The sequence below is a fragment of the Proteiniphilum propionicum genome (assembly GCF_022267555.1).
GTDB lineage: Bacteria > Bacteroidota > Bacteroidia > Bacteroidales > Dysgonomonadaceae > Proteiniphilum > Proteiniphilum propionicum.
On sequence record NZ_CP073586.1, the window covers coordinates 3261258 to 3283004 of the forward strand.

The window sequence follows — 21747 nt, forward strand, 5'->3', positions numbered from 1 at the left end:
TACATTTCACTGACAAAATTTGAAATTCTCTTTTTCCATGACTTAACAGATTTACTTCATTTTTCCACCGGCGTGTTGATGTAAAATCCCTTGGGTAGCTTCACATATACACTCACCTCGCTGCTTATATCCAATTGTTCGGCAAATGGTTTTTCCACCTAGGGAGAGTCGAAGATCACGTAATCGTACAAGTGTTTATTTGCCGGAATTGCATTTACACCAAGCTTTCCTTTCAGGGTTGGCTCGATGAAGATTTCCGTGCCGAAGCTATCGTTTTCCTCTTCATCGAACAGACCCAAATCCTCCTCGTAATCCTCTTTCGTGACTTTAAAATTGTCACGGTAGACAAAATCGTTCCCGGTATTGTAAGGGGGATCGATATAGATCATCTTCACCTTGTTCAGGTAGGGGTTTTGCAGGAGCTTTAACACATCGAGATTGTCGCCTTCTATATAAAGGTTCTCGGTAGTGTTCCAGTCCTTGATCTCCTCCTTACCGGGTCGAACTGTTTTGCGAATAGGATGGTTCCCCTCAATGATGGATTGCTTCTTCCCCACCCAAGTGAACTCGTAACATTCATCACCATCGACCACCTCAAATGTAAAATTTTCCTGCTCTTGTTCGCCATGGTTTTTGGAGCTCAATTACCGGCACAGACTGTCAAAAAAAGAAGTTCGCCTAAGTGGCAACGCATATTGTCACTACACACAGAGACGGTGCACATATCAGTCGTAACGGATTGGGGAGATAGACTTACCTCGGTTGCAATCATACTCAATCAGCCGCAGGTGTTTCAGTAATCATTTGTTCTTGGCATACAACGGATCTTATCTACACACGACAAATGGAAGAACAAAACGTTGTTCCCCCTTGAACTTACCAAACAACTATCTCATCGAGAAAAACCCAGCCGCCTTTTATTCCGTTCGCTATGGCTTTGTAACGGATGTATCGACCTCTTGCAGCTCCCTGCCATCCGAAATTCTGGAACAGCGTTCCGGCCTCCTTTTCAGATACGCTGTTTTTGATACGCGATAATTCAGTAAACATTTTGTTATCGTCAGACACTGCAATTACCACCTCTTTGGGAAACCATATCCACGGGCCAATACTCTGCATAAACCGTGCATTGACAGAATAAACGGACTGCGTACTTCCCAGGTCTATGGTTACATCCATTCCATTGGTCATAAATCCCTGCCAACGACCGTCGCCATGAGATAATCCACCGGTCAAACCGTTTACCAGGGCTTTTTCGCCCCCGGCAGCATAGTAAGGATTAACAGGGATATTGTAAAAGACCGGTTTCCCGATAGCCTTATGGTAGTCGAACCGGCGTGTTACAGCGGGGCCTGATGGCTTTTCACCGTCGAACAACTGTGCAGTAACAATGACAGAATCAGGCACCTGAACAGGGCCGCTATAAACAGGCGACTGAGCATCGGGCAGTGATCCGTCGGTGGTATAACGTATATCCGCCGGCGCTTTTTCTGTGGAAAGTGTTACGGTAATGGCATTTTCCACGGAATCGGTATCGTGTGAAAAATCCACTTCGTTGGATAATGTAAACGGGTTATAACCCTTTTGCTGCAACACGGGTATAGCACTGTTTACACGTGTACGGAAATCTGTCCACGATTTGTTCCCGGGCTGTGTCCATGCCACTTCTGCCAAAGCAAGCAAGCGTGGGTAAAGCATATATTCAACATGTTGTTCCGTAGGAATATATTCAGCCCATAAGTTGGCTTGTACACCTAATATATGTTTCGCCTCTTCGGCCGAAAGAGCAGCCGGGACAGGATCGTAGGAATATACTTTTTCTATGGGCAAGAAACCGCCTATGGCCTCGGGTTGAGTTCCGGGATTTGCCTGATAAGCATCGAAATAACAAAATTCGCCTGGCGTCATCACAGCATCGTGCCCACTTTGCGCAGCAGTAATCCCGCCTTGCTCGCCACGCCACGACATCACGGTAGCATCTGGTGCCAATCCTCCATCGAGAATCTCGTCCCAACCCAGCAGTTTTCGCCCTTTTGAATTCAAAAACTTCTCTATGCGCTTTATAAGATAGCTTTGCAATCCGGCTTCATCTTTCAGGCCTTCGGCTTTTATCCGCGCCTGGCATTCAGGGCATTTTTTCCAATGTTCGCGACTGGCTTCATCGCCACCCACATGAATAAATTCCGACGGAAAGATATCGATAACTTCAGTCAACACGTTTTCCAGGAACTCAAACGTTTGATCGTTCCCTATGCAAAACTCGCTGCTTGTATATGGTTTTCCAGTACACGAAAGATGCGGATAAACAGCCAGCACCTCTTCGGAATGACCCGGCATCTCTATCTCGGGGATCACGGTGATATGTCGTTCAGCAGCATAGCGTACAAGCTCCCGTGCTTCGTCTTGTGTATAATAACCGCCATAAGCACCTGGTGTGCCTTCAGGCAGATATATTCGTTCCGAGTCCCACCACTCTTTCCATGTGGCGTGCGTTCGCCAGGCTGCAATACCTGTAAGTTCGGGATATTTTTTGATTTCTATACGCCATCCAGGCCCATCGGTCAAATGCCAGTGAAAACGGTTTAACTTATAGTATGCCATCAGGTCGATTTGTTTCTTGAGAAAATCGAGCGATACAAAGTGACGCGAACAATCGATCATAGCCCCTCTGTAGCTGAAACGCGGAGCATCTTCGATTTTCACGAAAGGGATGCTGGTCCTGTTTTCAACCATCTGCAGGAGCGATTGGATTCCGTAAAACAGTCCAGCTTCGCTCGAAGCCGAAATCAACACACCATCACTATTTACTGTCAACATGTAAGACTCATGCGGAGCAGGTAATTCGCTTGGGTTCTCCATCACCAATTGCAGTTTCTTACCTGAAGGAGATATTGTTACACTGTTTTTTAAGAAAGTTAATAGTATCTCTGCTGATTCGGTATCAATATTTTTTGTCACAGCATTAAACCCACTTGAGATATTAAGATTTCCCTTACCAAATTCAGTATTATTGGGCTTGGGAATGAGGTTTAATTCTACCTGAGTACCCTCTTTTTGTTTACACGAGAATAAAACTAGAAGTAGTGAAAGAACAAAATACTTTTTCATTAAAATTTGATTTTAGTTTCGCATGCTTAAATTTCTCCATTTAAAGCTAAATTTAAGTCATATATATGTTTTATGATGTAAAGGTAGTGAAAATAATTATCAGGCATAATTACTCAAAATGTTATATAATATAAATTTTTAATTTATATAATTGTAAATCTGTTCACTATAGGGCCACTCATTATGCTTTATATCATCCTATTATCTAATATTTTCTAAGGCTGTACAATATTGTAACGGTCGACAAGGAACAACTGATTTTTTTGAAAAGGTTTAATTTTGTTGTTAATATTATTACATTTGCAATATCATTTTGCCAATGCTTCGGTAATTATTTTTTAAACTCCTGACAATCAGCGAAAGTGCTACTGGGTTTTGGGTGGGTTTGTTTTGCTGTTAATTAATGGATTACATGGCGTTTCAATACTTTTACCGGGCTGTTGGTTTCGCAATAAATTTAGTTTAACAAAATTAGAACTACGTGAAATTCAATACAAACATGTCAGATTATAAACTAGAGATATGCGCCAACTCGGTAGCCAGTTGCGTTGAAGCACAAAAAGGTGGCGCTTACCGTGTAGAGCTATGTGCAGCCATTCCCGAGGGGGGGACAACGCCCTCTTACGGTGATATAGCCCTGGCACGCGAACTGCTCGATATCAAACTAAACGTAATCATCCGTCCCCGGGGAGGTGATTTTCTATACTCCGCCCTTGAGCAGAGGATCATGCTCAAGGATATTGAGATAGCCCGTAAGCTGGGCGCCGACGGTGTGGTAATAGGCTGTCTGACAGCTGAAGGTGAAGTAGATATGAAACGTAATAAGGAGCTTATTGATGCCGCAAGCGGGATGAGCATCACCTTTCACAGGGCATTCGACATGTGCCGGGATCCTTTTGAAAGTCTCGAAAAAATAGTATCTTTAGGCTGTGATAGAGTCCTCACTTCCGGCCAGCAACCCAAAGCTGAACAAGGCATTCCTCTACTGAAACAACTAGTGGAAAAAGCCGCCGGCCGCATTGTCATCATGCCAGGGAGCGGCGTTAATGCGCAAAATATTGCAAAGATTGCAAAAGAGACCGGAGCTAAAGAATTTCATCTCTCCGCGCGTGAGCAGATAGAAAGCAAAATGGTTTACAGGAACCCCGATGTTAAAATGGGTGGTAAAACCATCGTAATAAACGAATACGCGCAAGAGATCACTGGCGCCGGGATTGTTAAAAATACATTGCTGGAACTGAAAAAAGTACTAAGATAAAGTCAAACAAATTAAAAAAGAAAAATGAAGAGAATAATTAAATTAAGTATGCTTATTGCATCCATCTGCTGTATGACATCGTGTAATACCGGTAGCAGCAGCCAGGCTGAAGTGAATTACAACGTGGTTCCTCTGCCCGGAGAAATTGCTATTACTGAAGGCACACCGTTCACTCTTTCAGGATCGACAAAGATTGTATACCCCGAAGGAAATGAAAAAATGCAGAGAAACGCAGAGTTTCTGGCAGATTACCTGGAGATATCCACCGGGATTAAACCTGCTGTTACATCAGCTCCTGCCGATCAGAACGCCATAGTCCTTTCTACGGGGCTGAACCATGAAAATTCCGAAGCCTATGAGATTACTATAGACAACCAGGCCATACGAATAAATGGTGCTTCCGAAGCAGCTGTATTTTACGGTATACAGACATTGCGAAAATCCACGCCTGTTGAAAAACAGAGAACCGTATCGTATTCGCCGGTAACCATCAACGATGCTCCACGATTTGCATATCGCGGAATGATGCTGGATGTGGCACGCCATTTCCAGCCAGCGGAGTTTGTGAAAAAGTATATCGATCTCCTGGCATTGCACAACATCAACCGCTTTCACTGGCACCTGACAGAAGACCAGGGATGGAGAATTGAAATAGAATCATACCCGAAGCTTACCGAGATCGGTTCCATGCGGAAAGAGACAGTGATAGGCAAAAACACCGGTAAATATGACGGCACCCCTCACGGGGGCTTCTATACCAAGGATGAGCTGAAAGAGATAGTGAAATACGCCGAAGAACGTTATATTACAATAATCCCCGAGGTGGACCTGCCTGGTCATATGCTAGCCGCGCTGGCAGCCTATCCCGAGTTAGGTTGTACTGGTGGCCCGTATGAGGTATCACGTGAATGGGGTGTCTTCGACGATGTGCTATGCCCCGGAAAAGAAGAGACTTTCGCCTTCCTTGAGGCGGTGCTGGCAGAGGTAATGGAGATCTTCCCATCAAAGTATATTCATATAGGTGGTGACGAAGCACCAAAAGTACGCTGGGAAAAATGCCCCGACTGTCAGACACGTATCAGAGAGCTGGGTTTGAAAGACCGTGACGGACATACTGCCGAACACTACCTACAGAGTTATGTTACTGCTCGCGTGGAGAAATTCCTTAACGATCACGGCCGCAGCATTATCGGCTGGGATGAGATACTTGAGGGTGAGCTTGCTCCCAACGCCACCGTTATGTCGTGGCGCGGAATGGGAGGAGGAATACAGGCAGCACAGATGGGTCACGATGTGATCATGACCCCCACCACTTACTGTTATTTCGACTATTATCAGACACAGGACACTAGTGATGAGCCTCTTGCTATCGGCGGTTTCCTGCCTCTTGAACAGGTTTATAGCTTTGAGCCTGCGCCCAACACGTTGACAGATGATCAGAAAATGCATATATTAGGACCACAGGCCAACTTGTGGACGGAATATATCAGAGAACCATCGCATGTTGAGTATATGACTCTGCCGCGACTGGCTGCAATGTGTGAAGTACAGTGGATGCAGCCCGGACAAAAGAACTATGAACAGTTCCTTACAAGGCTGCCTCAGCTGTTGTCGCTATACGAAAAGCTTGGTTATAACTATGCTACTCATGTTTACGATGTACAGGCATCGCTCACTCCCAACTTCGACAATAACGCCCTTGACGTTGAGTTCTCCACCATTGACAATGCTCCGGTATTCTACACGCTTGATGGCAGCGACCCTACCGTCTCTTCCACGAAGTACGAAGATAAATTCTCCATCAGGGAAAATGCGGAACTTAGAGCAGTAGCCATTCGTGAAGGAGTAAAAGACAGCAAGGTATTCAAAGAAAACATCACCCTCAGCAAGTCGAGCTTTAAACCGGCCCAGTTGCTTACTACCCCTGCAGGAAGTTACGAGTACTCGGGCGCCGGGATGCTTGTCGACGGGCTTAACGGTAACAGCACTAACTATCGTACCGGAAGGTGGATAGGTTTCCAGGGAGAGGATCTGATTGCTGTAATTGACATGCTGGAGCCTACAGAAGTCTCATCGCTTGAGGTATGCAACGCTGTAGTAACAGGCGACTGGATTTTTGATGCTTCTGAGATCATCATTGAATCTTCAGATGATAACAAAATCTTTGCAGAGGTGTCGGCTCTTAAGATTGCAGATGAGAAAGACGGACACTGGTCAGATATCTCTACCCACAACCTTTCATTTGAGCCGGTGACGGCACGCTACTTTAAGGTAACGGTGAGACCTTCGGTTATGCCGGACTGGCATCCGGGAAAAGGGAACAGAGCCTTTATTTTCGTGGATGAGATAAAACTGAATTAAAACAGATGTACCTGATCAGATGATATTGGTACAGATTAGTAATAAAGTAAAGCGCCACCTCCTTCGGGAAGTAGCGCTTTTTTTTGATGATTATACTATTTTATCGGGGTTCTTCCTGCTTTATCTGGTTCTTCCTGCTTTATCTGGTTTTTTCCTGCTTTTAAAGGATTGAGCCCTCTCCGAAAACCTCAAAACCCAATTTTATCGGTTTGTAACTTATTGATAATCAATGTTCATCTTGTGAAATTTTCAAGAAAAAAGACTTATCGGACGAGACTCAAGGATTCTATTATTTTTGAGGGTCTTCCTGTTTTATCAAGCTATATAGCGTCTTAATCTCTTCCGCCCAAATGGTATCATCGGGAGTTTCAAGAATTAAAGGCATGTCGTCAAATCGCGGGTCATTTACAATAAATGAGAACAGATTCATGTTCATCACCCCCTTTCCGAGGCTGTCGTGACGATCAACCCTTGAAGCTAGCTCTTTCTTGGAATCGTTGATATGTAAGCCTTTTAAATAATTAAATCCGACAATTTCATCAAATTTTTTAAAAGTATCATCAAAACTCTCCTTGGTCCTTATTTCGTAGCCGGCAGCCAATGTGTGCGCCGTATCGAGGCAGACACCCACCCTGCTTTTATCTTCCACCCTGTCAATAATATGCGCAATCTGCTCAAAAGTGTGTCCCAGATTAGTCCCCTGACCAGCCGTATTTTCAATCACTGCGGTTACTCCATTGGTCTTCTCAAGTGAGATATTAATTGATTCGGCTATCCTGTTAAGACATTCATCAATAGGTATCTGATTCAGATGGCTCCCGGGATGGAAGTTGAACCGGTTCAATCCCAACTGTTCACAACGTTTCATCTCATCATTAAAAGCAGAGCGGGATTTTTTCACACCCTCCTCTTCGGGATGTCCCAAGTTAATAAGATAGCTGGCGTGCGGCAGAATATGATCAGGAGAGAATCCCAGTTCATAACAGCGCGATTTGAACAGTTCGATATTTTGCTCAGTGTACTCTGCCGCAAACCACTGGCGTTGATTTTTTGTAAAAAAAGCAAATGCTTTAGCTCCTATTGCCTGTGCGTTGAGTGGTGCATTTTCCACACCTCCAGAAGCACTAACATGGGCACCAATAAATTTTTTCATTCAATCTTATTATATTAATAGTACGGTAAAAAAGTTTCTAGACACCTTTTAATGAATCAATTATCATTAAAATAGTTTTTTGCTGAAATTTAAAGGCCTTTCTTTAGGAATATCAGGTGTTTAAAAAAATATTTACCGAAGTGTTGTTATATTATTCTGATTCTTTTCCCTTTTTTATGAATCGGTTGTAAGGTAAAAGGTATGTTCCTCCTGCCCTTGAAAGTCATTTTCCACTTGCATCGGGAATGTTGTCCCTCTCCTGCTTAGGGAATGTTATAAGAAACATAAGCCCTCCTTCAGCCCTGTTTTTAGCCACTATACTCCCTTTATGAAATAGTACGGCATTCTTCACAATAGACAACCCCAATCCTGATCCTCCTGTTATACGTGTCCTTCCTTCATTCACACGATAAAACCGTTCAAAAATACGCACCAGATGCTTCTCTTCCACTCCGGTTCCGGTATCGTAAAATTCAAAATAATAAACATCGCTGCTTTCACTGTAACAGCTGATCACAATCTCAATATTTTCTCCGGCGTATGCGACAGAGTTCTCAGTCAGATTCCGGAAGATTGAGTACAAGAGAGTACGGTTTCCGTGAATTACCACATTATCCCCAACATCAACTATAAACCTGTCACTCTTTTCGCTCAGCTTATCAGCCATATCGGAGGCCAGCTCTTTCAACAAAAGGTTCATTTGAACCGGCTCCTGTTCAAAACATTCGGCAGCATCCTCTATTTTGGTCAGCATACTTATATCTCTCATCAGTTCTGAAAGACGGATAGTTTGTACATATGCCCTATCCAGGAAATTGAGAATCTTTTCGTCTTTCTCTCCCTCTTTTTCATAAAGGCTCAATATGGTTTCAAGATATCCCCGAATGCTTGTAACAGGGGTACGTAGCTCATGAGCAATATTGTTCGTCATCTCCTGCTTGAGCAGGCGGGTTTTTTCGGACTTGGTGATATCGCTGATATAAAGTTCAAAGCTGTTATCATCGAAGATAATTACCCGGGCATTAAACTGTTTGCCGCTTTTAAAAATCCGTATTGATAACACATTGCCATCTCTCGATCTATTATCGATGAAGGCCACAATATCTGTAAAATTGGGGTCTGAAAACAGCTGCTCTGTTTCCAGAGTTGGCTTATCAAGGATCAGGTTAAGAAATTGCAGGAAACGTGAGTTGGCATAGATTTTTCTTTTATCCTTCGAGAAAATTGCAATCCCCTCATCGGAATATTGAAAATGCTTCAACAGCTTTTCCCGTTCAGCCACAAGCTTGCGCTTATTCTGTTGCAGGAGGTTGTAACTCTCCACAATATCGGCGCTCAACTCCCCCACCTCGTCATCGGCAAACAATAAAGAGGATGGTATAGGCAGGCCTTTTTTTACTTTCAGCGAGAACTCTCTCAGTTCCTTTATAGATTTTGTAAATCGGCTCGTAAAATAGAGCATCATCAGCACGCAAACTATAAAAAACAGTAGTACAATAAATGTGAAAGAGTTGCCTGTATCTGTAAAAGTACCCATTTCAACATTATAGGGAAGGGCCATCCGTATAAAAAAGCCCTCATTGTATTTTTTTGAATAGTAGAGATATTTGATATTATTGCTGCCAGAGAGACGGATGTGCGTGCCTTCTCCAAATCCGAGGGATTTTTTTACTTCAGGCCTGTTCAGGTGATTCTCCATCAAGCTTGCGTCCATAAGGTTGTCATACATCACGTCACCCTGCCAGTCAATAATCGTGAACCGCAGACTGGTTGGCAAATACCTTATAAGTTCCTTCACCTTTCTGGCATCTGAAACAGTAATATTGTTTTCATTCATATATCTGTAAACAATATCAGCATTATTTTCGAGATTACGTTCCAGACATTTTGTACGTTCTTCTTTATACTGTTGTTGACCGAAAAAAATTATCCCCACAGTAAATACAGCGATAATAATTGAAAAGTAGAACAAGATCCTCTTTTTAAAAGATACTTTTCGCCTCATAAGATAAAAAATTATTATTCCACCTTTTAAACTTCGTTCTTAGTATCCGGATTGAGGCAGTAGCCGAATCCTGATCTGTTTACAATAATATTTCCGTATGTGCCCAGTTTTTTCCTCAATCGTGTAATATGTACATCTACAGTACGATCAAGTACAAATTCATTATCTCCCCAGACACTATCGAGAATTTCAGCACGCGTAAGTACATTGGGTAATGCCTGAGACATAAGCGAAAGTATCTCAAACTCTTTTTTGGTAAGCTGCACTTCATTATCATCAATTGTTACCCTGTTAGCCCGGATATCAATGGTGAGTCCACGGTATGTCCATTTGGCCACTGCGGGCATTTTGACAGGTGAAGTACGTTTGAGAAGAGCTTTTACACGGGCAAGTACCTCCTTTACCGAAAAAGGCTTTGCAATATAATCATCGCACCCCAGGGAGAAACCTGTAAGCATGTCATTTTCGGTATTTTTGGCTGTAAGGAATATAATAGGCACAAAATTTTCGGATTTCCTAAGCATATCTGCAATCTTAAATCCCGACACTCCTCCCATCATAACATCCAGGATAATAAGATTGTGAACATCGTTAATCTTATCCAGTGCCTCTTCGCCGGAATAAGCCACGTCCACCCTATATCCCTCATTCTCCAAATTAAATTTCAGAATATCGCAGATATCTTTTTCATCGTCGACTACAAGAATTCTCTCTTCCATAATCAATTAAAACAGCAGATCAGCTATAATTGTTTTCTTTTACCATTTATATATATACTACTTCACTTTCTCTCCCTCTTCAGCAGGTTTTTTGCTTACATTCACGTGGCGGATATCCCTTCCCTCTATGAGATATACTGCCGATTCGGCTATATCAACTGCTTTATCTCCAATTCTCTCCAGAAAATAGGAGATGCTGTTAAGGCTCATTATATTAACCAGCGACTGTGTACTATGCACTTCGTTGTGGAAGTCTTCCGCCAGCTTCCTGTCAATTTTACGTTCCATCCTGTCTACTTTGTCGTCCATCTGTATTGTATCGTAAGCCATCTCGTTGCTCACGCCTGAAAAGGCAAAGAGAGCACTTTTCAGCATCTTGTCTGTATGGAAAAACATCTTATAGATGGGTTTCTTGTATTTGTCGAAACCGGGAAGAGAGAAATCCATCTCTTGCAGAGAGTTGGTAATATTCTCTATGAGGTCGCCCACGCGCTCCATTGAGATTGTCATATCGTGATATGACATCAACCTTCGCAGATCGGATGCCCTGGGGGTAAAAAGCATGATAGCATTTATCACCTTCTCTTTAATGGTTACATCAAGCGAGTTGATTATCTTCTCATTTCGCTTCAACTCTATGAGGATCTCTTCGTTATATTTGTCGTTCACCAGATCTGAAGCTAATTTCAACTGTGTAAGTACAATTTCTGAGATCAACTGAAAATCGCTATGCAGTTGTTCAAGATAGCGATCTTTGATTCCCGTTACTTTTGAGTCATTGCTATTTTCGTTTCCGCTGTTCATAGTTTCTCAATATTAATTGGACCGCCAACGGGTGATGGACGGTAATCCGGTTTATGTTACGCAAAAATAATCATTTTTTCTTTCTGTATACCTATCATTTCCATTAACCAAAAACGCCTGTCAGATACTCTTCGGTGCGCCTATTTTTCGGCTTGGTAAACATCTGGGTGGTATTGCCATGTTCCACCATCTCACCAAGGTACATAAACATTGAGTTGTCTGAAATACGTGCAGCCTGCGACATATTGTGTGTAACAATGACAATGGTAAAATCATTTTTTAATTGCAACAACAGCTCCTCAATCCTGTTTGTCGAGATAGGATCGAGAGCCGATGTAGGCTCATCCATCAGCAACACCTCGGGGTTAAGAGCAAGCGTACGTGCAATACATAAGCGCTGCTGCTGCCCTCCCGAAAGGAACGACCCCCTCTTTGTCATTACATCTTTCACCTCGTTCCACAACCCCACGCTCATTAGGCTTTTTGCTACAATCTCATCTTTATCTCCCCGGTTTAAACGGATACCGTTTAGTCTGTATCCGGCAAGAACATTGTCATATATACTCATTGTGGGGAAAGGGTTGGGCTGCTGAAAAACCATTCCGGCCATACGGCGCACCTCCATAGGGTCTGTCTCAAGCACATTCTTTCCTTTAAGGATTATCTCTCCTGTGGTTTTGATATGTGCATAGAGGTCGTGCATCCGGTTAATGGCACGCAAGAGCGTACTTTTCCCACATCCCGAAGGTCCCATAATGGCAGTAATGGTATTGGGGTAAATATCGGTAGTAACCTTGTTCACAGCATACTTTCCCGGTGTGTAGGAGACCGATACCTCTTTCAATTGAAGGATCGGACCTTTTCCGTTCGTTATTTTTATACTTTCCATTTACTCGCTACAATTTTGGCTATCCAGTTTAACAGAAATATTACAATCAACAACAACAGCGATGTTGACCAGATGAGGCCGATAAGGTTCGGGTCGTTATAAAAATCCCATATCAGCAGCGGTATTGCACTGGTAGGTTCAAGCACATCCCAGTTAACCACGGAGGCACCCAGTGCCGTGAGCATAAGTGGCGCCGTTTCTCCCGTAACACGCGATATGGCGAGAAGTATTCCGGTGAAAATACCACCGAAGCCCGAGGGAAGCAATATCTTAAATACTACGTTCGTATATGATGATCCAAGGGCAAGCCCGGCTTCCTTATATGCCGCCGGAAGCATTTTTAGCGTCTCTTCGGTTGAACGGACTATCATTGGCAGCATCATGATTGTAAGGGCCACACTACCAGCCAGTGCAGAGTAGCTGCTCAGCGGTTTTACCACCCAAGAATATGCAATAATACCGATAACAATGGATGGCATGCCCTGCAACAGGTCAGTAAGATAGCTTATCACTTTAGCAAAATGCCTGTCACGATTATCAGCCAGATAAATACCAATAAACAACCCTATGGGAACAGAAATAAGAATGGCAAGTCCCACGATAAGCAACGTACCGGTTATACCATTCAATATACCACCCGGAATGGGATCATTATTCATTCTTGCCATAAGCGCGTCCATCGATGAAGGCGTTACCTCTGTAAAAAGACGCAGATTAAAATTTTCATATCCTTTTGAAACTACATCCCATATAATCAGGAAAAGCGGCACCATAGTGAGAAAAGCAAAGAAACAGACCATCCAAAAAACCAGTTTGTTTTTTCCTTTACGTGCCCGGGGCAACACTATCTGATTTTGATTCATAGTTGTGACAATTTTTTCATTACTATCTTGGCAATCAAATTAATGACTGCTGTAATGATAAACAATAACAGTCCGATGGCAATCAACGCACTTAATTTTAACCCATCGGCCTCTCCAAACTGATTGGCTATTACGCTGGCCATTGTATTGCCCGTATCACGCAAACCAAGCGGAATTCTGTTGGTGTTCCCTATAAGCATGGTAACAGCCATCGTTTCGCCTAGAGCCCGGCCCAGAGCAAGGATGTAGGCAGCTACAATGCCCGATGCAGCGGTTGGAAGGCTGATATGCCTTATCACTTCTATCTGTGTGGCACCCAGGCTATAAGCTCCCTCTTTAAGGTTGTCTGGCACCATCGATAAAAATTCGCTGCTCAATGATGACGCGTAGGGAATAATCATTATAGCCAGTACTATCGACGAGAGAAAAATACCAAATCCCTGCGCATTCACACCCATTTCAATAATTACCGGGCGTACGGTATAAAAGCCCCACAATCCGTAAAGGATGGAAGGAATACCCGCCAGCAGATCTACAATGGAACTAAGGGCAGAAGATATTTTCTTCCCTTTGAAATACTCCCCGTTGAATAATGCCACAGACAGTGAGAAAGGAATACAGATAAACAAGGCAAAAAACGCCGTATAAAGTGTGCCCATAATAAACGAAAGTGCTCCGTACTCTTCGGTGGCAGAACGGGGATCCCACTCACCATTGGCAATAAACCCCCATACGCCATACTCTCCGAATGCTTCCATTGATCTACCCACCAACGCATATATAATTCCTGCTGTAAGCAACAGGATAATCAATGATGCCAGGAAGAGAAAAAAACCGAATATTTTATCCTTCATAATGATGAATAGTGGTTTATTGTTCTGCAGGAATAATTTTTGAAGTCACGTTTAGCACGTTTTTGGAATTTTGTAAGCTTTGACCATTTTGTAAGTCTTTAACGCTTTGTGGGGCGCTTTGGGCGCTTTGACCGTTTTCTGGGCTTTGCGCAACACTATCAGACTTTGAATTTAATTGCTTGTAAGGCGAAATAATTTCACCCCCGTAATTTATCTCACCTATCAGCCTCCTTGTTTTCTCCACAGCCTGCTCAGGGAGCGGAGCATAATTGATCTGCGCGGCTACCTTCTGTCCCCCGGGGCTAATTATATAATTGAGTAGATCGACCAGCATCCGGGCTTCACTTTTTGTACGGTTATTATATTGCTGGTCCCTGAAGATAAGAATCCAAGTAAAAAGGCTGATAGGATATGCATTGGGATCGCCAGAATCGGTGACGGTGGCACGCATATCGACGGGAAGTTCCACATTGGCCGCAGCCGAGATGGTTTCGAGCGTTGCATCCACATAGTTTCCGGCTCTATTTTTCAGCTTGGCAACAGGCAACTCTAGCGTAAGAGCATATTCCGACCCTATATATCCAATTGCTCCTTCCGTTTTAAGAACAATACCGGCCACCCCGGGATTACCTTTGGCTGCGATACCTGCTTCCCATTTAAGCGCTTTCCCTTTTCCCATAACCGACTTCCATCCGGGACTCACAACCGACAAATATTCTGAGAAATTATAAGTTGTGCCACTGCCGTCAGACCGGTAAACAGGCGTAATATCCAAATCGGGCAACTGCACACCGGGATTTTCCCTCACCAGCTTTGGGTCGTTCCATTTTTTTATCTTTCCCATATAGATATCAGCAATAAGGGAACCTGTCAACCGGAGGCTGTCAATGCCTTTAAGCGTATATGCCATAACCACTCCCCCCATGCAGGTTGCCACGTGTATAACCTCACCATTCATAGAGGCTATCTCCTTGTTGTTAAGAAAGGCATCGCTCGCTCCAAAATCTACCGAACGGTCCCGCAGGCTGCGAATTCCTCCTCCGCTGCCTATTGCACCATAATTCACGGTTATTCCTTCGTGCAATCTCATATAGTCGCGAAAAACAATGTTATAGAAAGGATAGGGAAAGGTTGCTCCTGCACCCGAAATGGTACCACCGGAACTCGTCCCGCCAGAATTAGTGGAAGCGTTATTACATGAGAATAATAAAACGGACAGTGATAAAAACAGAAATAATCTTCGCATTTTATTGAACTGAGTTGTCCTGTTTATAAATTTCATTACAAAATTACAATATCATTGTTACAAAACAGTTACAAAAATGTTACAGATTTGTTAAGATTATAAAGGACGAGTCCACTTTAATAAGTCGTTTTGTTAAACAATGACATTTGATTCTTAAGTGATTACGATGATAAATCTTCTAATTTGAGACTTTTTCAAGCAGACTCAAGGACGGATTATCAAAGTTCGATAACAGGGTAAACAAATCTCATATGCCAAAAGCAGTGAGAGAGAGGTAAAAGATATACTTGCGCAACAGATTGGAAATAAAACCAATTAAACGGATTGAATCTCCTGGAAAATTCGTAATTTTGTAGGTGGAAAGCAACAGCTTTTCTGTGTAGCTTAGGGAACCACATAAAAAACAAAGAATAATGAAAGATTATAAAGATCAGGATGCGCTGGTACTTTTTTCTGGCGGTCAGGATTCCACCACCTGCCTCTATTGGGCAAAGCAGCATTTCAAAAATGTTTACACACTCTGCTTCAGCTACGGCCAGCGTCATTCGCGGGAAGTGGAGAACGCACGGCGCATTGCTGCCATGGCAAATACCCCTTTTCAGCTTCTGGATGCTTCGGTAATCTCATTTCTGGCACCTAACTCACTTACAGACCTCTCCATGCATATGGATGAGGAGAAACCTGCCGGATCATACCCCAACACCTTTGTACCCGGCAGGAACCTTCTTTTTCTCACCTTCGGGGCGACTATCGCCTATGCACACGGGATACGTCATCTTATAACCGGTGTGTCTGAAGCCGACTACAGCGGTTATCCGGACTGCAGAGATACGTTTATCCGCTCAGCAAACACCACTCTCAACCTGGCCATGGACAAGCAGTTCGTGGTTCATACTCCACTCATGTGGCGTAACAAAAAAGAGGTATGGCAGCTAGCCGATGAACTGGGGGTTTTCGATATAGTGAGGAATGAGACTCTTACCTGCTACAACGGCATTCTTGCCGAAGGGTGCGGACACTGCCCGGCTTGTCTGCTCCGCAACAAGGGGCTGGAGGAGTATCTGAAGGAAAAAGCTCTTTAACAATTAACTATTAACCGAACTTTCGCAAGTGTTATTATTACAGACATACCTTTAAGCTTAAGCTGGATGTTTGAATACTTTCACAATAGACAGACAGATGCGAAAGTTGAAAAATTAACAGCAAACAAACTTTTCAGAATATGCAAAACAAAGGACTCACCCACCTGGGCAGTAAAACAGAGTACAAACAGGATTATGCACCAAAGGTGCTGGAAGCATTCGAGAACAAACATCAGGGTAACGACTACTGGGTATCGTTCGACTGCCCTGAATTCACCAGCCTATGTCCCATAACGGGCCAGCCCGACTTTGCAACAATACGGATCGACTATATCCCCGGCGTGAAGATGGTAGAGAGCAAAAGTCTTAAACTCTATCTGTTTAGCTTCCGGAATCACGGCGCCTTCCATGAGGATTGTGTAAACATAATAATGAAAGATCTGATACAGCTTATGGATCCCAAATATATTGAGGTGACCGGTATCTTCACCCCACGCGGTGGTATCAGTATCTACCCCTACTCCAACTACGGACGGAAGGGGACCAAGTATGAGAAACTGGCCGAAGAGAGGCTTTTCAACCACTCATTCCCCATAAAATAAAAACGGGGACATCCTGCCGTTGGTAAAAACCGGTCTGTGGATGTCCCGTAATATACTTTTAATAGCTACTGCTATTTGGCGACAGCTGATTCTGGTTCGTAATAACGTACCCAGTCTATAAACATATCTGCGGGTAGGGCCGCGGGATCGGTCTCCTTGTTTAGTCTAATACCGATAAAGATATTAAACTCCATGTCATCAAACGGGAACTGCCCTGGAATATGGGTGAGGATACGAGGATACTTTTTTGTACGGATATTATCCACGAAAAAAACCAGGCTGTCGGGATATTTTTCCACTCCGTAAATATGATATTCATTGGGGTTTACACCTACCAATGCACTGGAGGGGGGATTATCAGGCATTCCTTCTGTGGTGGTGTATTCAGATGTTACCGACTGATAGACGAACTCATCAAGGCTATACCGCTCCATAACATCAATTGCAATATTCTTCGTTCCATCGGCAGGCAGTAAAGTGACAAAGGGTGTTGCTCCTTCAACGGGATTCATGCGGGCTTTTACCTCTATTCTGCTCACACTGCCCTTCTTAACACCTTCCCGGGTGATCCCCCCGGTGAGAAACGGAATTGCTTCTGTATCTGCGTTATTAGCCACTCCGCGCAGCACAAGGTTCCCTTCCTGCATGACATAGAGAGCATCGTTGCTACTCATATACAAGCTCATATGTGTCTTTCCCCTGGGCGATTTTGACCATTCGTCTTCATTCAGCTTACCGTTAAAATCATCTTCCCAGGCAAGTGCCCACCCCTTTCTGAACTTCTCATCTTCATTACCTTTCTGTTCAGAGCAGGATATCAGTCCCGTCACAAATACAAGAGCCGCTACCAGGATTGTGTTTGATTTGTTCATCTTTTTTCTTTTTTTTAATTATACTGCTTGCAATGCTTTTTAATTGTACAGCTTGTACTGTTTTAAAATGCAATGTTTTTTAATTTCACTGCAAAATTAGGTATAATCCTTATTTTACAATCCAACGCCTCCACAATAAGTGTTAATCATTCAAAAAGCCTGTAAATAGAAACTTTTACGTGCGTAATTTGCCCATAACGATATTTCTAGCTTACACCATTAATAAACATTCAGGCATTGCGAATGTTAGCACAATTATAACCCGTTATTACTCCTTCAACGTGTAGAACCTTGCCATTGCTATCTATTCTGCTTTTTCAACAACATATCATTCCTTTATCCCGTAGAACCGTACCCAGTCTATATACATCTCCACAGGCAAACCGTTGGGGTCAACCTCTCCTACCCAATTACCGCCAAGCTGCATATCCAGCAGCAGATAGAATTCCTGATCGTTGAACGGGAACTGCCCATCTTTATCGGTCTCGATACGTGGATATGAGAATGTGCGCCTGTCGTTCACGAAGAAGACAAGGCTGTCGGCATGTTTTTCAACGGCATATAAATTATACCCTTCTGGATCTATTGGTGCTGTACCGCTGTTAACGGGATCCTTAATCTTAAGGTTGAATGTATAATTTGTGTGAACTGTCTGATAAACAAAATCTTCGTGGCTCAGTCGTTCCATAATATCTATCTCACCGCCATTGGGCCATTTTGTATTTGCCGGCAGCATCCAGAATGCAGGCCATGCCCCTGTGGCACCATTAAGCCTGGCTTTTATCTCTAACCGTCCGGAGCCAAACGTTTTTTTGCCTTTCGTGAAAACGCCACCGGTTATAAAAGGGGCTGTATCGTTGGGAAGCACATTGTTAACTATACCTCTGAGAATAAGGTTGCCACCGGCCACACTATACAGGGAATCATAATCGCTCATATAGTTATTCCAGTCGCTTTTTCCACGGGGAATCTTGGACCATACTCCATAATCTATACTTTCACCGTCGAAATTTTCCTCCCATATAAGCTTCCATTCAGCTGCTTTATCCGAAGTCTGTTGTCCGGTACATGCCATTAATGCAAGACATGCGGCTGAGACCAAAAAAATAACAATAGTTCTGTTCATTTGCGTTTTATACTTGAAATTTAATACTTACTATTGAATTTAATTTTCTTTTCGATACTATTCATTCATAACAACATTCCACAAAGATATGTAAAAGCAGAAGAATAGTAAACTTTTTTATTACCTTTGCCTCCTACAATCAAAGAAAAAGATTTATAAGGTTTCAATCAACGCGATCGCTATGCCCGAGATTTCCCGGCGCGGCATTCAGATGCCCGCTTCACCCATACGCAAACTTGCTCCACTGTCAGATGCAGCTAAAGCCAGGGGAGTAAAAGTATATCACCTCAACATCGGCCAGCCCGATCTTCCCTCTCCCGTTTCGGCACTTGATGCAATCAGGGAGATAGATCGCACCACACTGGAATATAGTCCCAGCGACGGTTACAGGTTTTACAGAGAGAATCTGGTTACCTATTATAAAAAGTTCGATATCGATCTCTTGCCCGAAGAGATAATTGTCACGGCAGGAGGCTCTGAGGCGGTACTGTACGCATTTATGGCCTGTCTGAATCCTGGTGACGAGATCATCGTCCCCGAACCGGCCTATGCCAACTATATGGCTTTTGCCATCTCTGCCGGTGCAGTTATCCGCACAATTCCCTCTACTATGGAAACTGGGTTTGCCCTTCCTCCCATACCTGAGTTCGAGAAGCTGATAAACGAACGTACCAAGGGAATACTTATTTGCAATCCCAACAATCCAACCGGTTACGTATACACAACGCACGAGATGATGCAGATAAGGGACCTGGTGAAGAAATACAACCTCTATCTCTTTTCGGATGAGGTGTACAGGGAGTTCATATATAATGACACACCTTACATATCGGCATGCCATCTTGAGGGACTGGAAGAGAATGTGGTGCTGATAGATTCAGTATCGAAGAGATACAGCGAGTGTGGCATTCGTATAGGAGCACTTATAACAAAAAACCGCAAGGTGCACGACACCGTGATGAAGTTCTGCCAGGCACGGCTGAGCCCTCCGCTTATAGGGCAGATAGCAGCTAACGCGTCTCTCAAGGAGAATGGATTGTATATGCAAAAGAACTTCGATGAGTACAAGAGTCGCCGCGACTTCCTTATCGAACGTCTTAACAACATTCCCGGAGTCTACTCGCCCATGCCGCAGGGTGCTTTTTACACTTTGGCAAAGCTACCAATTGACGATGCCGACGCCTTCTGTGCATGGTGCCTGTCCGATTTCCAGTATGAAGGACAGACTGTATTCATGGCGCCCGCAACTGGATTTTATGTGACTCCCGGACTGGGTAAAAACGAAGTACGTATTGCCTATGTCCTGAACAAGGAATATTTAGAAAAAGCCCTTACTGTACTGGAAAAAGCACTGGAGGCATACCAAAATACCCGATAATATTTATGAATGCGGAGCTGTTCATAGCGAGACGGATATACAAAGGAGACAAGAAGAACGACAAGCGTGTCTCGTCACCTGCCATAAAGATAGCCATTGCGGGCATAGCGCTGGGACTGGCAGTGATGATTGTATCGGTCTGCATTATAGTAGGCTTCAAAAAAGAGGTTCGCGCCAAGGTGATAGGCTTCGGTTCTCACATTCAGATCACAGCTTTCGACAACAACTCCTCATATGAGCATGTGCCTATAGCTTTCTCCGATACGCTTGCGGCTACACTGGCTGCCAATCCCGATATCCGCCACATTCAAGAGTTTATCACCAAGCCGGCCATTATCAAAACCGATAAAGACTTCATGGGGGTGGTGCTGAAAGGGGTTTCCGAAAACTATGACTGGAGCTTTTTTCACAAAAACCTGCTGGAAGGCGACATCATTAATAAAAACGACACCGCCGCCGGCAACCAGGCTATCATATCAAAAGATATTGCAGACAAGCTGCAATTAAATATGGGGGACAACTTCACCTGTTATTTTGTCCAGGAACCTGTCCGGGCACGCAGGTTTAACATTATCGGCATCTATCAGACCAATTTCGAGGATTATGACAAGCTTTATGTCATCACAGAAAAGAATATACTCTCAACTATTAATGGATGGGACAATGATATGGTGAGCGGTATTGAACTGTTGGTGAAAGACTACAACAACCTGGACAAGACCTCCAGGGATCTTTTTTTCGACATGGCCTCATACAAAGACCGTCTAGGCAACAATCTCTACACACGATCAATTAAGGATATCAATCCCATGATTTTCAACTGGCTTAACCTACTGGATATGAATGTGTGGGTCATAGTAATACTCATGTTGGTGGTCTCCGGGTTTACAATGATCTCCGGCCTGCTTATTATCATTCTGGAACGGGCCAACATGATAGGCATGCTGAAATCGATGGGTGCAAGAGATTTCAGTATTCGCAAAGTATTTCTCTACCTCTCGGCCTTCTTGATAGGACAGGGCATGTTGTGGGGAAACCTGTTTGCTCTTCTCTTCTGCTTAGTTCAGGACCGGTTTCAGCTGCTGCGGCTCGACCCCTCTACCTACTATCTATCGGCGGTGCCGATAGATATAAACCCGTTATATATTATCCTTCTAAATATTGGTACCCTGATAGCTTCCCTGCTGATGATGACAGGCCCCTCCTATCTGGTGGCCAGGATTACTCCCGCAAAATCCATCCGGTTTGAGTAAATAAAATCTTTCCACCACGCGCGGATATCAGAGGGAAGAAGTAATCTGGCCGGATTTATCGGGGACGATTTAAATTTGTATCTTTACAACAATAAAAAATTACATATGCATGCGTTCTCTTATTTATATGAGACATAGGATGCATTATTAATCATGATGATAAAAATACAGATC

19 protein-coding genes are annotated in these 21747 nt (G+C 43.5%); 6 read left to right on the forward strand and 13 right to left on the reverse strand.

Annotation, left to right across the window (positions count from 1 at the left end):
* Positions 1–56: 56 nt before the first annotated feature.
* The 3 genes from KDN43_RS16605 to KDN43_RS13510 form a co-directional block, all read right to left on the reverse strand.
* Complete coding sequence (locus KDN43_RS16605) at positions 57–158, reverse strand: restriction endonuclease (RefSeq protein ID WP_294072998.1); 102 nt, start codon at positions 156–158, stop codon at positions 57–59.
* Positions 159–644 (reverse strand): hypothetical protein, encoded by a 486-nt coding sequence (locus KDN43_RS13505; protein ID WP_238866933.1) that lies wholly within the window; start codon positions 642–644, stop codon positions 159–161.
* A 232-nt stretch (positions 645–876) separates the two neighbouring features.
* Positions 877–3108 carry a glycoside hydrolase family 20 protein gene (locus KDN43_RS13510; protein ID WP_238866934.1) on the reverse strand — a complete coding sequence of 744 codons (2232 nt, stop codon included), beginning with the start codon at positions 3106–3108 and terminating at the stop codon, positions 877–879.
* 499 nt (positions 3109–3607) lie between these two features.
* Here KDN43_RS13510 and KDN43_RS13515 point away from each other — a divergent pair, with 499 nt between their 5' ends.
* Positions 3608–4366, forward strand: coding sequence for a copper homeostasis protein CutC (locus KDN43_RS13515; RefSeq protein ID WP_238869483.1), 759 nt, complete (start codon positions 3608–3610; stop codon positions 4364–4366).
* A 24-nt stretch (positions 4367–4390) separates the two neighbouring features.
* Positions 4391–6727 carry a glycoside hydrolase family 20 protein gene (locus KDN43_RS13520; RefSeq protein WP_238866936.1) on the forward strand — a complete coding sequence of 779 codons (2337 nt, stop codon included), beginning with the start codon at positions 4391–4393 and terminating at the stop codon, positions 6725–6727.
* Positions 6728–7016: 289 nt separating this feature from the next.
* Here KDN43_RS13520 and nfo read toward each other — a convergent pair whose 3' ends face one another.
* The 8 genes from nfo to pstS form a co-directional block, all read right to left on the reverse strand.
* Positions 7017–7880: a deoxyribonuclease IV gene (nfo, locus tag KDN43_RS13525; protein WP_238866937.1), complete on the reverse strand. Its 864-nt coding sequence runs from the start codon at positions 7878–7880 to the stop codon at positions 7017–7019.
* A 223-nt stretch (positions 7881–8103) separates the two neighbouring features.
* Positions 8104–9885, reverse strand: a complete 1782-nt coding sequence (locus KDN43_RS13530; RefSeq protein ID WP_238866939.1) for a sensor histidine kinase — start codon at positions 9883–9885, stop codon at positions 8104–8106.
* Positions 9886–9911: 26 nt separating this feature from the next.
* Complete coding sequence (locus KDN43_RS13535) at positions 9912–10607, reverse strand: response regulator transcription factor (protein ID WP_238869484.1); 696 nt, start codon at positions 10605–10607, stop codon at positions 9912–9914.
* Positions 10608–10661: 54 nt separating this feature from the next.
* Positions 10662–11408, reverse strand: coding sequence for a phosphate signaling complex PhoU family protein (locus tag KDN43_RS13540; protein ID WP_238866941.1), 747 nt, complete (start codon positions 11406–11408; stop codon positions 10662–10664).
* A gap of 103 nt (positions 11409–11511) precedes the next feature.
* Complete coding sequence (gene pstB / locus KDN43_RS13545) at positions 11512–12297, reverse strand: phosphate ABC transporter ATP-binding protein PstB (protein ID WP_238866943.1); 786 nt, start codon at positions 12295–12297, stop codon at positions 11512–11514.
* On the reverse strand, positions 12285–13160 hold the full coding sequence (gene pstA / locus KDN43_RS13550) for a phosphate ABC transporter permease PstA (RefSeq protein WP_238866945.1): 876 nt from the start codon (positions 13158–13160) through the stop codon (positions 12285–12287). The genes pstB and pstA overlap by 13 nt, the downstream gene beginning before the upstream one ends.
* Positions 13157–14014: a phosphate ABC transporter permease subunit PstC gene (gene pstC, locus KDN43_RS13555; protein WP_238866947.1), complete on the reverse strand. Its 858-nt coding sequence runs from the start codon at positions 14012–14014 to the stop codon at positions 13157–13159. The genes pstA and pstC overlap by 4 nt, the downstream gene beginning before the upstream one ends.
* A gap of 16 nt (positions 14015–14030) precedes the next feature.
* Complete coding sequence (pstS, locus tag KDN43_RS13560) at positions 14031–15260, reverse strand: phosphate ABC transporter substrate-binding protein PstS (protein WP_238866950.1); 1230 nt, start codon at positions 15258–15260, stop codon at positions 14031–14033.
* Positions 15261–15673: 413 nt separating this feature from the next.
* Here pstS and queC point away from each other — a divergent pair, with 413 nt between their 5' ends.
* Positions 15674–16342 (forward strand): 7-cyano-7-deazaguanine synthase QueC, encoded by a 669-nt coding sequence (gene queC, locus KDN43_RS13565; RefSeq protein WP_238866952.1) that lies wholly within the window; start codon positions 15674–15676, stop codon positions 16340–16342.
* A 140-nt stretch (positions 16343–16482) separates the two neighbouring features.
* A complete protein-coding gene (gene queF, locus KDN43_RS13570) occupies positions 16483–16944 on the forward strand; it encodes a preQ(1) synthase (protein ID WP_238866954.1) in 462 nt (153 codons plus the stop codon).
* A 71-nt stretch (positions 16945–17015) separates the two neighbouring features.
* Here queF and KDN43_RS13575 read toward each other — a convergent pair whose 3' ends face one another.
* Positions 17016–17816 carry a glycoside hydrolase family 16 protein gene (locus tag KDN43_RS13575; protein ID WP_238866956.1) on the reverse strand — a complete coding sequence of 267 codons (801 nt, stop codon included), beginning with the start codon at positions 17814–17816 and terminating at the stop codon, positions 17016–17018.
* Between the two features lie 328 nt (positions 17817–18144).
* Positions 18145–18891: a glycoside hydrolase family 16 protein gene (locus tag KDN43_RS13580; protein ID WP_238869486.1), complete on the reverse strand. Its 747-nt coding sequence runs from the start codon at positions 18889–18891 to the stop codon at positions 18145–18147.
* Between the two features lie 232 nt (positions 18892–19123).
* Between KDN43_RS13580 and KDN43_RS13585 the strand changes: the two genes are divergently transcribed.
* Both KDN43_RS13585 and KDN43_RS13590 read left to right on the forward strand, forming a co-directional pair.
* Complete coding sequence (locus tag KDN43_RS13585) at positions 19124–20320, forward strand: pyridoxal phosphate-dependent aminotransferase (protein WP_238866958.1); 1197 nt, start codon at positions 19124–19126, stop codon at positions 20318–20320.
* 5 nt (positions 20321–20325) lie between these two features.
* Positions 20326–21573: an ABC transporter permease gene (locus tag KDN43_RS13590; protein ID WP_238866960.1), complete on the forward strand. Its 1248-nt coding sequence runs from the start codon at positions 20326–20328 to the stop codon at positions 21571–21573.
* Positions 21574–21747: the final 174 nt, after the last annotated feature.

Excerpts from the sequence above, each read along its gene's own strand:
- KDN43_RS13510 (WP_238866934.1), bottom strand. The coding sequence starts at position 3,108 with ATGAAAAAGTATTTTGTTCTTTCACTACTTCTAGTTTTATTCTCGTGT.
- KDN43_RS13515 (WP_238869483.1), top strand. The coding sequence starts at position 3,608 with ATGTCAGATTATAAACTAGAGATATGCGCCAACTCGGTAGCCAGTTGC.
- KDN43_RS13520 (WP_238866936.1), top strand. The coding sequence starts at position 4,391 with ATGAAGAGAATAATTAAATTAAGTATGCTTATTGCATCCATCTGCTGT.
- nfo (WP_238866937.1), bottom strand. The coding sequence starts at position 7,880 with ATGAAAAAATTTATTGGTGCCCATGTTAGTGCTTCTGGAGGTGTGGAA.
- KDN43_RS13530 (WP_238866939.1), bottom strand. The coding sequence starts at position 9,885 with ATGAGGCGAAAAGTATCTTTTAAAAAGAGGATCTTGTTCTACTTTTCA.
- KDN43_RS13540 (WP_238866941.1), bottom strand. The coding sequence starts at position 11,408 with ATGAACAGCGGAAACGAAAATAGCAATGACTCAAAAGTAACGGGAATC.
- pstB (WP_238866943.1), bottom strand. The coding sequence starts at position 12,297 with ATGGAAAGTATAAAAATAACGAACGGAAAAGGTCCGATCCTTCAATTG.
- pstA (WP_238866945.1), bottom strand. The coding sequence starts at position 13,160 with ATGAATCAAAATCAGATAGTGTTGCCCCGGGCACGTAAAGGAAAAAAC.
- pstC (WP_238866947.1), bottom strand. The coding sequence starts at position 14,014 with ATGAAGGATAAAATATTCGGTTTTTTTCTCTTCCTGGCATCATTGATT.
- pstS (WP_238866950.1), bottom strand. The coding sequence starts at position 15,260 with ATGCGAAGATTATTTCTGTTTTTATCACTGTCCGTTTTATTATTCTCA.
- queC (WP_238866952.1), top strand. The coding sequence starts at position 15,674 with ATGAAAGATTATAAAGATCAGGATGCGCTGGTACTTTTTTCTGGCGGT.
- queF (WP_238866954.1), top strand. The coding sequence starts at position 16,483 with ATGCAAAACAAAGGACTCACCCACCTGGGCAGTAAAACAGAGTACAAA.
- KDN43_RS13575 (WP_238866956.1), bottom strand. The coding sequence starts at position 17,816 with ATGAACAAATCAAACACAATCCTGGTAGCGGCTCTTGTATTTGTGACG.
- KDN43_RS13580 (WP_238869486.1), bottom strand. The coding sequence starts at position 18,891 with ATGGCATGTACCGGACAACAGACTTCGGATAAAGCAGCTGAATGGAAG.
- KDN43_RS13585 (WP_238866958.1), top strand. The coding sequence starts at position 19,124 with ATGCCCGAGATTTCCCGGCGCGGCATTCAGATGCCCGCTTCACCCATA.
- KDN43_RS13590 (WP_238866960.1), top strand. The coding sequence starts at position 20,326 with ATGAATGCGGAGCTGTTCATAGCGAGACGGATATACAAAGGAGACAAG.